This is a genomic window from Streptomyces sp. SAJ15, from assembly GCF_007595705.1.
Lineage (GTDB): Bacteria > Actinomycetota > Actinomycetes > Streptomycetales > Streptomycetaceae > Streptomyces.
Map to the genome: position 1 here is coordinate 355,992 of NZ_NISY01000001.1, position 15,032 is coordinate 371,023.

11 protein-coding genes are annotated in these 15,032 nt (G+C 73.1%); 8 read left to right on the forward strand and 3 right to left on the reverse strand.

The window, feature by feature from the left end; all coding sequences use genetic code 11:
• Positions 1–53: 53 nt before the first annotated feature.
• Positions 54–1,931 (reverse strand): DNA helicase RecQ, encoded by a 1,878-nt coding sequence (gene recQ, locus CD790_RS01585; protein ID WP_144381141.1) that lies wholly within the window; start codon positions 1,929–1,931, stop codon positions 54–56.
• A 97-nt stretch (positions 1,932–2,028) separates the two neighbouring features.
• Complete coding sequence (locus CD790_RS01590; protein ID WP_144381842.1) at positions 2,029–2,727, reverse strand: TetR/AcrR family transcriptional regulator; 699 nt, start codon at positions 2,725–2,727, stop codon at positions 2,029–2,031.
• A gap of 138 nt (positions 2,728–2,865) precedes the next feature.
• Here CD790_RS01590 and CD790_RS01595 point away from each other — a divergent pair, with 138 nt between their 5' ends.
• Complete coding sequence (locus tag CD790_RS01595) at positions 2,866–3,687, forward strand: NAD(P)H-binding protein (protein ID WP_144381142.1); 822 nt, start codon at positions 2,866–2,868, stop codon at positions 3,685–3,687.
• A gap of 652 nt (positions 3,688–4,339) precedes the next feature.
• On the opposite strand, the gene CD790_RS01600 is transcribed toward CD790_RS01595, so the two are convergent.
• On the reverse strand, positions 4,340–5,386 hold the full coding sequence (locus tag CD790_RS01600) for a Ku protein (RefSeq protein ID WP_144381143.1): 1,047 nt from the start codon (positions 5,384–5,386) through the stop codon (positions 4,340–4,342).
• A 49-nt stretch (positions 5,387–5,435) separates the two neighbouring features.
• Here CD790_RS01600 and ligD point away from each other — a divergent pair, with 49 nt between their 5' ends.
• From ligD to CD790_RS01635, 7 genes are all read left to right on the forward strand, one after another.
• On the forward strand, positions 5,436–6,329 hold the full coding sequence (gene ligD, locus CD790_RS01605) for a non-homologous end-joining DNA ligase (RefSeq protein WP_144381144.1): 894 nt from the start codon (positions 5,436–5,438) through the stop codon (positions 6,327–6,329).
• Positions 6,326–7,336 carry an ATP-dependent DNA ligase gene (locus tag CD790_RS01610; protein WP_399216799.1) on the forward strand — a complete coding sequence of 337 codons (1,011 nt, stop codon included), beginning with the start codon at positions 6,326–6,328 and terminating at the stop codon, positions 7,334–7,336. The genes ligD and CD790_RS01610 overlap by 4 nt, the downstream gene beginning before the upstream one ends.
• A gap of 430 nt (positions 7,337–7,766) precedes the next feature.
• Positions 7,767–7,997: a hypothetical protein gene (locus CD790_RS01615; RefSeq protein WP_144381145.1), complete on the forward strand. Its 231-nt coding sequence runs from the start codon at positions 7,767–7,769 to the stop codon at positions 7,995–7,997.
• Positions 7,998–8,261: 264 nt separating this feature from the next.
• Positions 8,262–11,000, forward strand: a complete 2,739-nt coding sequence (locus CD790_RS01620) for an AAA family ATPase (protein WP_144381146.1) — start codon at positions 8,262–8,264, stop codon at positions 10,998–11,000.
• A 555-nt stretch (positions 11,001–11,555) separates the two neighbouring features.
• A complete protein-coding gene (locus tag CD790_RS01625) occupies positions 11,556–12,632 on the forward strand; it encodes a terpene synthase family protein (RefSeq protein ID WP_144381147.1) in 1,077 nt (358 codons plus the stop codon).
• Between the two features lie 62 nt (positions 12,633–12,694).
• Complete coding sequence (locus CD790_RS01630) at positions 12,695–14,107, forward strand: cytochrome P450 (protein ID WP_260867268.1); 1,413 nt, start codon at positions 12,695–12,697, stop codon at positions 14,105–14,107.
• Positions 14,108–14,147: 40 nt separating this feature from the next.
• Positions 14,148–14,783 carry a hypothetical protein gene (locus CD790_RS01635; RefSeq protein WP_144381149.1) on the forward strand — a complete coding sequence of 212 codons (636 nt, stop codon included), beginning with the start codon at positions 14,148–14,150 and terminating at the stop codon, positions 14,781–14,783.
• Positions 14,784–15,032: the final 249 nt, after the last annotated feature.

Genomic DNA, 15,032 nt, shown 5'->3' on the forward strand with positions numbered 1-15,032 from the left:
CCGGCGGCCGAGGCGGAGCCGCCGGCCGAGGGGCCCGGCGCGCCCGGGAGGGGCTAGCCGAGCTCCTCCAACAGGTCCAATATCGCCTGCCCGTACTTGGTCAACTTGCTTTCGCCGACGCCGCTCACCGTGCCCAGTTCGGCCAGTGAGGAGGGCCCCGCGATCGCGATCTCGCGCAGCGTCGCGTCATGGAAGATGACGTACGCGGGGACGCCCTGCTCCTTGGCCGTGGCCGCGCGCCACGCGCGCAGCTGCTCGAAGACCGGCAGCGCCTCCTCGGGCAGGTCCACGGGGGCGGCCTTGCGGCCCTTGGTCGCCTTGTCTGCCCGGTCACGCCCCGCGCGGGCGACCTTCTCCGGCTCGCGCCGCATCGGCACCTGGCGCCGGCCGCGCAGCACCTCGGCACTGGCGTCGGTGAGCACCAGCGTGCCGTAGTCACCCTCCACGGCGAGCAGGCCGGCCGCCAGTAGCTGGCGCACGACGCCGCGCCACTCGCCCTCGCGCAGCTCGGTGCCGATGCCGAACACGCTCAGCGCGTCATGGTCGAACTGGATGACCTTGGCGGTCTTCTTACCGAGCAGGATGTCGATGATCTGGCCCGCGCCGAACTTCTGGTTCCGCTCCCGCTTGAGCCGGACCACGGTCGACAACAGCTTCTGCGCGGGGACCGTGCCGTCCCAGGACTCGGGCGGGGTGAGGCAGGTGTCGCAGTTGCCGCAGACCTCGCTCTTCTCCCCGAAGTACCCCAGCAGTTGGACGCGGCGGCACTCCACCGTCTCGCACAGCGCGAGCATGGCCTCCAGGTGCGAGGCGAGACGGCGTCGGTGGGCGTCGTCCCCCTCGGAGGTGTCGATCATCTTGCGCTGCTGCACCACGTCCTGGAGCCCGTACGCCAGCCAGGCGGTGGACGGCAGTCCGTCGCGCCCCGCGCGGCCGGTCTCCTGGTAGTAGCCCTCCACCGACTTGGGCAGGTCGAGATGGGCGACGAAACGCACATCGGGCTTGTCGATGCCCATGCCGAAGGCGATCGTGGCGACCATCACCAGGCCGTCCTCGCGCAGGAAGCGGGCCTGGTGCGCGGCGCGCGTGGCCGCGTCCAGCCCGGCGTGGTACGGGAGCGCCTCCACGCCGTGCTCCACCAGCCAGGCGGCGGTCTTCTCCACCGACGCGCGGGAGAGGCAGTAGACGATCCCGGCGTCGCCGGGGTGCTCGGCGCGCAGCAGCTCCAGCAGCTGCCGCTTGGGCTCCTGCTTGGACGTGATGTGGTACTGGATGTTCGGCCGGTCGAAGCTGGCCACGAAGTGGCGCGCGTCCTGAAGCTGGAGCCGGGAGGCGATCTCGGCGTGGGTGGCCTCGGTGGCGGTCGCGGTCAGCGCGATCCGGGGCACGGTCGGCCAGCGCTCGTGGAGTGTGGACAGCGCCAGGTAGTCCGGCCGGAAGTCGTGGCCCCACTGGGCCACGCAGTGCGCCTCGTCGATCGCGAACAGCGCGATGGTGCCCCGGTCCAGGAGCGCCAGGGTGGACTCGACGCGCAGCCGCTCCGGCGCCAGATAGAGCAGGTCCAGCTCGCCGGCGAGGAACTCGGCCTCGACCAGCCGCCGCTCGTCCAGGTCCTGGGTGGAGTTGAGGAAGCCCGCCCGCACGCCGAGCGCCCGCAGCGCGTCCACCTGGTCCTGCATGAGCGCGATGAGCGGGGAGACGACGACGCCGACGCCGCCGCGCACCAAGGCGGGGATCTGGTAGCAGAGCGACTTGCCGCCGCCGGTCGGCATCAGCACCAGGGCGTCCCCGCCGGCTATCACCTGCTCGATGATCTCCTGCTGATCGCCTCGGAACGAGTCGTAGCCGAAGACGCGGCGCAGCACGCGCAGGGCGGCGTCGCCGGTCTCGGGAACGGCCTCGGAAACGGGGTCGAGATCGCGGGAAGTCACGCGGGCAATTCTATGAGGGGGGTACGACAGCGCGTCCGGCGTTTGCCCGAGGTGGCGGGGGCCGGGTGGGGCGGGGTGGCCCCCGGGGCGCCGCGCGTCACCCACGGGCGCGGCCGGGGGCGTGGTGTGCGGGCTCCGTGGCCGGGTCGGACTCCGCCGGGTCGGGACGCGCGGCCGGGTCGGGGCCCGGTCCGGCCATGCGGCGGATGACGCGGCGCAGCTGGTCGGCGTAGCGCTCCCGGAACTCGCGGGAGTCGGGGTCGAGGCCGTAGATGCGGCCCACCGCGTGCCGCATCGCGACGGGGGCCGCGACCAGGGCGTAGCACATCAGCATCACGGCCTCGGGCTCGAACTCGTCGGCGAGCTCGCCCGCCGCCTGCCGACGCCGCAGGTCGGACAGGTCCTCGCGGTCCTCGCCCCCCTCGCTCCCCGCCTCGTCGGTGAGCGACCGCCAGACGTGAAGCCGGGTGCCGCGTGGATCGGCGAACGCGTCGTCGAGGTAGCGCAGGACGAGTTCGTCCAGGGGAACGGAGGACTCGTTGAAGGTCGCCTCGTGTGCCAGCCACTGGCGGCCCAGTTCGACGTAGAGCCCCTCCTTGCCGCCGAAGTAGTAGTTGATCAGCTGCTTGTTGAGGCCGGCCCGATCGGCGATGTCCTGCACCCGGGCGCCCGCGAACCCCTTCGAGGCGAACTCGTCCTTGGCGGCCTCCAGCAGCAGCCGCCGGGAGCGCTCGGCGTCGAGCTTTCGGGCGTCGGGGGCTGGGGCGCGGCGGGGGCGCTTGGGCGTCTCGGGCATCTCGCTCACGGGTTCAGACTAGCCCGGCGTCCGCCCTCTTATCCATATGGCTGGTTGACAAGTTCAACCGGATGGTTGAACCTGGTGGAGGATCAAGAGCGTGGCAAGACGAAGCAGCGAAAGACGAGGAGTGACGTCGTGATCGTGGTGACCGGAGCTACCGGAAACGTCGGCCGGTATGTGGTGGACGAGCTGGTCGAGGCGGGGGCGAAGATCTGCGCGCTGACCCGCGATCCCGAGGTGGCGCGGATGCCCGCCGGGGTGCGGGTGGCGCGCCCCGGCGACCTGCCGTTCGACGGCGTCACGGCCGTCTTCCTCAACCCCGTCGTGCTGTGGGGCAGCGGCCCGGAGGAGTTCCTCCGCCAGGCCGTCTGGCACGGCGTGCGGCGCATCGTGACCCTCTCCTCCGCCGCGGTGGTGGAGGCCGGGCCGGGGAACCAGATCGGTGAACACCATCGCGCGTTGGAGGTCGCCATCGAGGCCACCGGCCTGGAGTGGACGCATCTGCGACCTGGGGCCTTCGCCTCCAACGCCGGGCAGTGGGCGGGCCAGATCCGTGCCGGGGACGTGGTGCGCGGTCCGTATGCCGAGGCCCAGCTCGCCCCCATCCACGAGGCCGACATCGCGGCGGTCGCCGCCCGCGCCCTGCTCGCCGACGACCTCGTCGGCCGCACGCCGGTCCTCAGCGGGCCCCAGTCGATCACCCAGGCCGAGCAGGTCCGCATCATCGGCGAGGCCATCGGGCGTCCGCTGCGCTATGAGGAGCTCAGTCGGGAGGCCGCCCGCGAGGCGATGACCGGCGGGCATGTGTCGGCGGAGATCGCGGACTCGCTGCTCACCATGTTCGCCGCGTCCGTCGGTCGCCCGGCCGAGATCTCCCCGGAGACCGAGCGGATCACGGGCCGCCCGGGGCGCACCTTCGCTCAGTGGGCCGCCGACCATGCGGCTGACTTCTCCTGACCGGCCGTCCGCCGCCCGGCGGTCGGCGCCGGTCCCCGTCGCGGCCTGCGGCGGGCCCGCCGCCGGTCCCTCCGTGCCGGGCCGTCCGGAGATGCCCGCCGTGTGCGGTGTGCCGGGCCCGTCTGGTCCGCCTGGCCGGTGCGGCTCGCCAGGCGCCCTCTGTCGGACAGGGCCGCCGTCCTGTACGCCGGGACCACAGGCGTCCGGCGCCCTCGGTCGGCCAGGGTCGCCGCCCCGTACTCCGGGTGGACGGGGCCGGATCGGCTCGGCCGGGGCGTCTGGCCTGGCCGGTCCGCCCGGTCGGTTCGGTCCGGCCATCCGAGTCGGTCTGCCCGACCTCCTTGGTCGGCCCGGTGTCCGCAGTCGGCCTGATGCCCATGGCCGGCCCGGTGCCCATGATCGGCCCGGTGGGCTTGGCCTCCCTGGGTGGCCCGGCGCGCCACGCTCGCCTGGCCCGCTCGGTACGCCCGGTATGCCACGCACGCCTGGCCCGCTCGGCTCGGCCGGCGCATCTGGTCGGGCCGGTCCGCCCGGTCGGTCGGCCGCTCCAAGCGGCCTACCCGCTCCCATCGGCCCGCCCGCTCCCAGCGGTCCGCCCGGTTGGGATGGTCCGCGCGGGGCGCCGTCACCCGGTTCGCCCGAGCGGGGTGGTCTAGGACGCCGCCTTCGGCTTGCGTCGAGCCGCGGTCTTCTTGGCGGCGGCCGTCTTCTTCGCGCGGCCCGAGGCCGTGCCACCCGAGGCCGCGCGCTTCTTCGCGGCGGAGCCGGCGGCGCGGCCGCCGGTGGCCTTCTTCGCCGTGGACGCCGCCTTCTTCGTCGCGGCGGGCTTCTTCTCCGCGGCGGCCTCCTTGCGGCCGCGGCCGCGCAGCGGGGTGACCGTCGCCTCGGTCTCGCCCGCCACCTCCTCGCCCTCCTCACCCCGGGCCTTCCGGGCCGAGCGGACGCTGTCCTGGAGGGCCGCCATGAGGTCGACCACCTTGCCGGTGGGGGCCGGCGCCTCGCCCAGCTCGGCCGCCGGGGTGGCCCCCGCGACCTTCGCCGCGACGAGTTCCTCCAACGCCTCGTGGTACTCGTCGTGCAGCGAGTCCATGTCCACCTCGCCGAGGGTGTCCATCAGGGTGTCGGCGAGATCGAGTTCCGCGTCCTTCACCGTCACCTTCGCCTGCGGGGCCAGGCCGGTGGCGTCCCGGATCTCGTCCGGCCACAGCAGCCGGTGCATGGCGATGGTGTCGCCCACCACGCGCAGCATGCCCAGCCGCTCCCGTCCCCGGTGGACGTACTTGGTGATGGCGACCTTCTCGCTGCGCTTGAGCGCCTCGCGCAGCAGGACATAGGGCTTGGCCGACGTGGTCCCGTGGGCGCCGAGGTAGTAGGCGTCACCCATCTGGAGGGGGTCGATCTGGCTCGCCGGGACGAACGCCTCGATCTCCAGGGAATGGGTGGTGGGCAGCGGCAGCGCGGCGAGGTCGTCGTCGGTGATCGGGATCAGGCTGCCGTCGGCGTCCTCGTACGCCTTGCCGATCTCGGCCGAGTCGACGGTCTCGTCCTCCAGTTCGCATACCTTGCGGTAGCGGATGCGGCCGTTGTCGGTGGTGTGGATCTGCCGGAAGGAGACCGCGTGGTCCTCCGTGGCCGGGTACATCTTGATCGGGATGCTGACCAGGCCGAAGGAAATGGCCCCATTCCAGATAGATCGCATAGATGGTCCCTTCAAATCCTTCAGGTCCCTTTTATGAGATTCTCATCGTATGTCGCCGATCACAGAGGTGGAGGGGCGACGGGTCGTCCTGCGCAATCTCGACAAGGTCATCTATCCGGCCAGCGGCACCACCAAGGGCGAGCTGCTGCACTACATCGCGGCGACCGCCGAGGTGCTTCTCCCACATGTGCAAGGTCGCCCGGTGGCGTTCCTGCGCTACCCCGACGGGCCGGACGGCCAACTGTTCTTCACCAAGAACCCGCCCCCGGGCATCCCCGACTGGGTGCGCACCGCCGAGGTCCCCCGCTCCGAGGGCGAGACCGCGCGACAGGTGCTCATCCAGGACCTGCCCACCCTGATGTGGGCGGCCAACCTGGTGGTCGAGTTGCACGTCCCCATGTGGCGGATCGACGACGGACACGCCCTCGCGGACCGGATCGTCTTCGATCTGGACCCCGGTCCGCCGGCGACCATCGTGGACTGCTGCGCCGTGGCCGTGTGGCTGCGCGAGCGGCTGGCCGCCGACGGTCTGGACGCCTGCGCCAAGACCAGCGGCTCCAAGGGGCTGCACCTGCTGGCGCCGCTGCGACCGACGCCGTCACGGGAGGTCAGCGCCTATGCCAAACGGCTGGCGATCGAGGCGTCGCAGGCGCTGCCCGGCCTGGCGCTGTACCAGATGAAGCGCTCGCTGCGGCCGGGGAAGGTCTTCGTCGACTTCAGCCAGAACGCCGCGGCGAAGACCACCGCCGCCCCGTACACCGCGCGGGCCCGCGCGCGGCCCACCGTCTCGGCACCGGTCACCTGGGAGGAGGTGGTCGGCTGTCGGCGCCCGGAGCGGTTGGAGTTCACCATCGACGACATGGCCGGGCGCCTGGAGCTCCACGGCGACCTGCTGGGCCCGCTGCTGGACGCCCGCCGCGCGGGCGCGGTGCCGGCGCCGTGATCGCCGCCCCGGCCGTGACCCCGCCGGTGCGGGTGGCGCTGGCGCGCCCCATCCAGACGTTCCCGACCCCGGCAGCCGGCCGGCGGCTGGCCTACGAACCGAAGTTCGACGGCCACCGCGTGCTGATCTTCCGGACCGAGGAGGAGGTGTTGTTGCAGGCGCGGTCCGGGCGCATCATCACCCGTGCCTTCCCCGACCTCGTCACGGCGGCGCTCCGGCTCCCGGCCGGGGTGGTGCTCGACGGCGAGGTCGTCGTCTGGACCGAGGGCCGCACCGACTTCGCCGCCGTGCAGCAGCGCGCCGCCGCGCCGCCCGCCCGCGCCGCCCGGCTGGCCCGCCGCCGCCCCGCCTCCTACGCCGCGTTCGACCTGCTGGCGGCGGAGGGACGGGATCTGCGGCCGCGCCCGTACGGTGAGCGGCGTGCCGCCCTGGTGGCGCTCCTGGAGTCGCACGGCCCGCCGATCCAGCCCGTGCCTATGACCACCGACCGCGGCGAGGCCGCGGAGTGGTACGAGAGCCTCCGCGCGGTGGGCGTCGAGGGGCTGGTCGTCAAGGACCTGGCGCAGCCGTACCGCGCGGGTCGGTACTGGCTCAAGCTCCGCCACTCCGACACCCGGGACGCGGTGGTGGTCGGTGTGGTGGGGCCGCGCTACCGCCCCCGCGCCCTCGCGCTCGCCCTCCCCGGCGACGACACCCCGGTCGTCTCCACGCCGCTGGACGCGGCGCTGCGCGCCCGACTGGCCGAGCCGCTGCGCCGGTTGCAGCGGGACGCGCCGGACGCGCGGGACGGAGCGTCGGCGGCCGAGGGAGCCGAGGCCGACGAGGACGCGGAGGCCGCGACCGACGTGGCCGTGGCGCCCGATGCGCCTGAAGCGATCGCGCACGACATGGTCGGCGCGGAGGTCGCCTACCGCCCCGTCCCGCCCGAACTGACCGTGGAGGTCCGGGCCGACACCACCCCGCGGCACGCGGCGGTCACGGTCATCCGACTGCGCACGCCCGAGTGACCCCCGAATGACCCTGACTGACCCCGACTGATCCCCGGCCGGCACCCGCCCTGTCAACGCGACCGCCGCTGAACGTGACCGCTCGCTGAAAGGCGACCGCACGCTGAACGTTGCCGCACGCCCGGCACGCCCGGCACGCCCGGCACGCCCGGCACGCGCGGCCGAGCGCTCGGCGACCCGTTCGCCGAGGGGCGCTCGACCGCCGCGCGAGCCCTCCCGTACCACCGCGCGACCCCTTCCCTCGCCGCCGCGCGACCTCTCCTCGTGCCGTCGTCCAGCCGCCTCGCGACCGATACCGGACCGAATTTCGACCGCGGCCCATCTCCGCGGCGTAGATGTGGAACAGAGGGTGACCGGTCGCGAGTTGACATGAGGGGTGGGCGCAATCGCTGAAGGAGACACGATATGTGCGGAAGCTGCGGCTCGACGGATGGCCACCGACTCAACAACGGAAACTGGCAGTGCCACATATGCGGCTCGGTCACTGCCGGATGAGCAGGACCGCATCGCCTGGGAGGCGATCGACGCGGAGACCCGGGACCGGCTTCCCTTCGTCTCGCCGGAGGACTTCACCGTCACCGCGGGAGACGAGACCGTGGCGACCAACTGGCGGCGCTTCCACACCACGTTGAGCCGGGCCGCGTCCTTCGAGGCACTCTAGGCCGGCGGCCGCGTGGCCTGGGTGCGATACGGCGGCATACGAGCGTCGCTCAAGCCGGGGGATCTCGTTGGGATCCGATCCCGGGGGGTCGAACGGCGATCCGTGCGACTCCCGTTCCCCGGGCGATGGTTCCGGCGCCAACTCCTGCCGCTGACGGTCGAAACCGCCGGGGATTGTAGAAGTAGCGCACGCCGCACCGCAAGGGGAAAGGGAAGTCTTGCCACTCTCCCTCGCGTTGTGTGATGTGGCCGATACGCTTCGTGGATGGCGTCATTCCTACGTGCGGCGGCCGCTTCCGACGGGCGAGTTCCGAGGGCACTGGAGCGGGAGGCCGAGTGGGCCGCCGTCCGGGCCCGGCTGGATGACCTGGGCGGTTGGTCCCCCGCCGGTGTGCAGCGACCGAAGGCCGACCGCGGCGGACTGCTGGTGTTCACCGGCCCGGCCGGGGTCGGCAAGACCACGGTTCTGGCCGAAGTGCGGCGGCTCGCCGCCGAGCGCGAGTGCGTCGCGCTGTTCGCCCGGGGCGGCGAGCGGGAGCGCGCGGTCGCTTTCCACGTCGTGCGGCAGCTGCTGCAACCCCTGCTGGCCTCCTACCCCGAGGCCGAACGCCGGGAGTTGCTGGGAGCCTGGTACGACATCATCGGCCCCTGTGTGGGGCTGTGCCCCGTCGAGGACGGTGCGGCCCCGGACCCGCAGGGTGTGCGCGACGGCCTGGACTGGGTGCTGATCAACGTGGCGGTGCAGCGCGGCCCGTTGGTGCTGGTGCTGGACGACGCGCACTGGGCGGACCCGGAGTCGCTGGCCTGGCTCGGCGGCTTCACGTCCCGCCTGGATGAGCTTCCGGTGCTCATGGTGATCGCCTGCCGCACCGAGGACCACCCGACGGCGGCCGCCGAGACCGCCGACGTCACGGAGCTCGACGAGCTGGTCGCGGGCAGCGGCGCCCGCCCCTACCGACTGGCCCCGCTGAGCCCCGGCGCGGTGGCCGAGCTGGTCCGGGCCGATATGGGCGCCGAGGCGGAGGACGCGTTCTGCCAGGGGGTGTGGCAGGCCACCGAGGGCAACCCCTTCCGGACCCTGGAGCTGATCGCCAAGGCCAAGGGGCAGGAGCTGTCCCCGACCCGCGAGAACACCGGCCTGCTGCCGTCCATGGCCGCCGCCACCGACGAGAGCGTGGTGGCGCGGCTGGAGCGGCTCGACTCCTCCGCCGTACGGCTGGCCCGGGCCGCCGCCGTGCTCGGTGCGGAGGCGTCGCCGAGCCTGGTGATGTCGATAGCCGGCATGGGCCCGGCGGAGGCCGCGGACGCCGCCGAACGGCTCTGCGCCGCCCGTCTGGTGAAGGACACCCCCAACCTGGAGCTGGCCCATCCGCTGATCGCGACGGCGATCTACCGCTCGATCCCGGCGGCCACGCGCGTGGCGCTGCACGGCAAGGCGGCCTGGGACCTCATCGAGTCCGGGCAGGGCGCGGCCGCCGCCGCGCGGCATCTGATGGAGATCCACCCGGAGGACGACCCCTGGGTGGTCGGCCAGCTCCGCGAGGCCGCCATGGAGTATCTGCGCACCGGAGCGCCCGACGCCGCCCGCCGCTGTCTGGAGCGGGCGCTGCGCGAGCCGCCGCTCCCGGAGCTGCGGGCCACGCTCCTCTACGAACTCGGCTGTCCCGCGCTGTGGCACGACCCGGCGACCGCCGTGAACAACCTGCGGTCGGCGCTGGAGGAGGCCGGCCCGGACGGCGCGCTCCGCCAGGGCATCGTCATCCGGCTCGCCCGGGCGCTCGCCTACTGCGACCGGATGCCCGAGGCGGTGGGCCTGCTGGAGGAGGAGGCCCGTGCGACCACCGACGCCCCGACCCGACTCCGGCTGCACACCGAGCACTTCATGATGGCCGCGTTCAGCTCCCAGGACCAGGACACCCCCACGCACTCGCGTCGGCTGGCCAAGCTCGCCGAGCGGCTGACCGGACACGACCAGACCGAGCGCTACGTCTTCGGGCTGCGCGCCTGGGACGCGATGCTGCGCGGCGAGCCGGCCGCCGTGGTGCTGGACTACGCCGAGCGTGCCCTGGCCGACGGCATGAACTGGACCGACGAGCAGTGGGGCTTCGAGGTGCCGGCGCTGGTCGGGCTGACCTTCCTCTACTGCGACCGGCCCGACCGCGCGGAGGAGCTCTTCACCATCGGCGTCGCGGAGTTCGAGCGACAGGGCCAGCGCGGCGTGCCGCTGGCCTTCGGCTACTCCTTCCTGGGCTACATCCACTTCCGCGCGGGCCGGCTCACCGACGCGGAGGACTTCGCCCGGCTCGGGCTGCGGCTGGCCGGCCGCGCCGCGCCCGGCGCTCCCGTGCACTGGTACGCCGTCGGCAGCCTGATCGAGATCCTGCTCGCCCGCGGCAAGACGGAGGCGGCCGAGGACCTCGCCGCGCGGCACGACTTCGGCAGGCCCTTCCCGTCCGCGGTCACCATCCCGGACGCCCAGTCCGTCGGCGCCGAGCTGCTGCTCGCGCGGGGCCGGGTCAAGGAGGCGGCGGAAGAGCTCACCGAGGTGGGCCGGCGGCTGGACGCCCGCGGGGTGCACAATCCGAGCTGGTGCCCCTGGATGCTCAAGCTGGCCCTCGCCGTGCACGCCGAGGACCCGGACCGGGCGCGTGAGTTGGCGAGGGAGGCGGTACGGCGGGCGGAGCGCTTCGGCACCGATGCCGCCGTCGGCTCCACGCTGTGCGTGGCCGCCCGGGTGCAGGAGCCCCCGGAGGCCATCGCCCTGTTACGGCGCGCCGTCGACCACCTTGAGCGGTCGTCCGCGGCGCATCTGCTCGCGGTCGCGCAGGTGGAGCTCGGAGCCGCGCTGCGCCGCGACGGACGGGCGGCGCAGGCCGCCGCGCAGCTGTACCAGGGCGTGCAGGGTGCCGTGCGCTGCGGCGCCGAGGAGCTGGTGCGGCGGGCCAGTGACGAGCTGGTGGCCGCCGGTCTGCCGCCGCGCCGCGCGGGGACGTGGGGCGCGTAGCGGTGCGGACGCCACGCCGGTCGGGCACCCGCCCGTCCGGGCCCTGACGCGTACGACCAGCGGAGCGCGGCCTGACCGTCGGCCGTGGGGACGGTGGCGAGCGTGGCGCCGGGTGCGGGGAGCGGCCGTGGTCGTTCGTGCCGTGTCGTACGCCGTCGCCGTCGCCGTATGTGCCGGGTCGCGGCGCCGGTCGTGCGACACGTGCGCAGGCCAGGGGCGTGCGGCTCGAAAGGCGCGCCGCTCTTCGCCTCGCTTCGTGAGCCATGAGGTGGAGGTCAAGGTCGGACGGGGTTTCCGGCCGTATCCGCGGGTGAAAGCTCCGTGAGGTCGGAGCACGCCCCGCGCTTCGACACCTTCTCGTTCCTCTTCCCCCGCGGGAAACACCATGAGTACCGCAGCGTTACAGGCATCACTCGTCCATCAGCAGCCGCCCGCGTCGGCACTGGATCCGGCGGAGATCCGGACCACCGTCGACGCCGTTCCGGGCGCGTTCCTCACCGAGAAGATCCCTACGGTGGAGCTCCCCTGTGCGCATCCGGTCCGGGTGAGGAGCTCATGACCGGAACCAGGCCCCCGGCGGTCGGCGGCCGGCGACGCGCGGAGGGGCAGTTCTACCTCCCCGAGCTTCCGCGGCTGCTGCCCTACGCCTACCACCCCAAGGCCGCGCAGATCGAGTTCCGGTCCAACGGCTGGGTGCGCCGCTTCCTGGCGGACTGCTTCGCCGACGAGCAGGAGTTGCTGAAGTACCTGAGGCAGCGGAACGGGCTCTACGGATCGCTCACCGTCCCGACCGCCGACGAGGCGCGCGCGCTCAACGTCGTCGACTTCTACCAGTTCGTCACCGTCATCGACGACCTCGCCATGGACCCCACCGCGCTCGGCGCCAGCCGGCGCCGACTCGGCGAGGAGTTCGCCCGCATCCTGGAGGACTTCTCCGCCGGCGCGGAGCCGGACCCGGACTTCCCGTACGGATGCGCCGCCTGCGATCTGTGGCGGCGCATCGGTCCGGGGCTCAGCCCGCGTCAGGCCGATCGGTTCGGCGCCGCCCTCAAGACCTTCCTGGACGGCACGGCCGGTGAGTTCCCCCTCCGCCGGGCGGGCGTGGTGCCCGACTACGCGAGCTATATGACCTGGCGACCGCACAGCTTCGGTTTCGACTTCATGACGCTGCTCACCGAGTACGCGATCGGGGTCGACATGTCGCCCTTCGTCGACGAGCCGTCGCTGAGGGAGCTGCACGCCCATGGCGTCCGGCAGTTGATCCTCGTCAACGATCTGCTCTCGTGGCGCACGGAGCACAGTCGGCAGGACACCGTCAACGCCCTGCGGGTGCTGTGCCAGCACGAGGGGCTCACGCTCCAGCAGACCGTGAACCGGGTCTGCCGGCTGGTCGAGTACCACGAGAGGTCGTACCTCGCCGCGCGTGCGGCGGTGTGCCGCGGACCGCTGGGGACACGCGCCGACGTCCGCACCTACCTCGACGGACTGGACCGTCTGATCGGCGGCAGCCAGGAGTTCGAGTACCTCACACCGCGGTATTTCGGTGACGGATACGTCTGGGACGGGGCGACCTCCGGCTGGATCAGCCTGGCCGCGCCGGTCGCCAGGCTGAGCGAAGGGCGGCAGCGATGACGCAACAGACCGGACGAACGGGGCGTACGGGACGGGCGCGGCGGGCGGAATGGACGCGGCGGGTGGAGCGACCTCGGGCGGGAACGGCGCCGGGGGCGCTTCCGCTGCTCGGCCACGCGATCCCGCTGGCCCGGGCACCGCTGGACTTCCTGACCTCGATGGCGCGCCACGGCGAGCTGGTGGAGATACGTCTCGGCGCCCGCCCGGCCCATGTGGTCTGCGGGCACGGGGTGGCCCACGAGGTCTTCCGGGACGCCCGCACCTACGACAAGGGCGGCCCGCTCTTCGACAAGGTGCGGCCCATCATCGGGAACGGACTGGCCTCCTCCCCCTGGGAGGACCACCAGCGGCAGCGTCGACTGCTCCAGCAGGCGTTCCAGCCCGACCGGATGCCCGGATACGCCGCCGTGATGGGCGAGGAGATCGACGCCGTGCTCCGCCGCTGGCGGCCGGGACGGATCCTCGACGTCGGCGCCGCGCTGTACGAGCTCACCACCAGGATCACGGTCCGCGCCATGTTCCGCGGCCGCGTCGAGGACGACGCCGTCGCCGAGCTGCGTCGCTGCCTGCCCGTCATCACCCGCGGGGTCTTCACCCGCACCATCCTGCCGGTCGACGCGCTGCACCGGCTGCCCACGCCCGCCAACCGCCGCTTCGACCGGGCGCTCGCCCGGCTGCGCCGGGTCATCGACCGGACGATCGCCGGCTACGGGACGACCGGCGGGCCGGGCCAGGGGACAGCCGGCGGGCCGGGAAAGGGGACGACCGGCGCGGGGGAGGGGGGCGGCGAGGACCTGATGTCCCTGCTCATCGACGCCGAGGACGAGGAGACCGGTGGGCGGATGTCGCGGCGGGAGGTCCACGACCAGGTGATGACCCTGCTGCTGGGCGGCGTGGAGACCACGGCCAACCTGGTGGCCTGGACGTTCCACGTCCTCGGCGGGGAGGCCGGGGTGGAGGCGCGGCTGCACGCCGAGGTGGACGAGGTGCTCTGCGGCCGCCCGCCGGGCCTCGCCGATCTGCCCGAGCTGGAGTACACCCGGCGGGTCCTGACCGAAGTGCTGCGGCAGTACCCGCCCTTCTGGCTGCTGAACCGGATCACGACGCGCGAGGTCGAGCTGGCCGGCCGCCGGCTGCCGGCCGGGTCCACCCTCGTGATCAGCCCCTACGCCCTGGGGCGCGACCCGGCGGTCTTCCCCGACCCGGACCGCTTCGACCCGGACCGCTGGCTGCCCGCACGGGCGGCCTCGCTGCCGCGCGGCGCCGGCTTCCCGTTCGGCGGCGGCGCCCGCAGGTGCATCGGCGACCGCTTCGGCATGACGGAGGCGCTGCTCGTCCTGGCCACCGTCGCCGCCCGCTGGCGGCTGCGGCCGGCCGGCGGCTCGCCGGTCCGGCCCACACCGATGATCACGCTGAGCCCCGGCCCGCTGCGCATGCTCCTGGAGGAGCGACAGGCACGGACCCCGAGGGCCTGATGAGGGGGCTCGCCGCCCACGGATGCGACACCATGCCCCCATGAGACACATACGCCAGGCACTGGTGCCCCTTCTGCTGCTGCCCCTCGCCCTGACCGCCTGCGGGACGGAGTCGGGCGACGGGGGAGGCGCGGACCGGGCCGAACTCCAGCGGCGGGCACAGGCGTTGGAGATCCAGCTCGACATGGTCTATGTGACCGAGGTGAAGGGCTTCGACGTGGCCGAGCAGTCGGTGAACGTCTACGGGGACCACGGCTTCCAGAGCGCCTACGTCGCCGCGAAGGGCGGCGGGACGATCCAGCTGTCCGTCGACGAGAAGCGGACCGGGAGTGACGACTGCGCCATAGCGGGGTCCACGACGAACGGCGAGAAGGTCCGTTGCGAGCGGGACGGTCGGGGTGAGTACCGCGTCTCGGGGACGGCGCACGAGTACGTACGGAACGAGGAGAACCGCGTCATCCGGCTCCACGCCGACCGCGCCTCGATCGACCGCGACACGCTGCGCGCCGCAGCCGAGGCCGCCCACCAGGCCGACGACGCCGAGATCGACTCCCTACTCCCCAAGTCGCCCCGGGGCATGGGCGATGATGAGGACGGGGGCGCGGGCGTCGAGCGCGGGGACCTGCCGAAGACGGGCGACGGAGCGCCCAACAACGAGGTTGGGGCGAGTGGTTGAGGTCCACTGGGCGATACCGGCGGGCATGACCTTGCTCACTCTCGGCGGCTCGGCACGGCCCCTTCGAACCGGTGCGCCAGGGGCCGCCGTACCCGCGTGACCACGGGTGCAACGCTGTTTCGACACTGCATATCGCATGGTGTGAGGCGCAGTTGGACCGTCCGTCCGCTGTTGCACTCACTCCCGACTCACGGCTGTAATGGCGCTGCGCACCATCGGGTGAACGGTGGCAACTGGGCGTAGACCGCG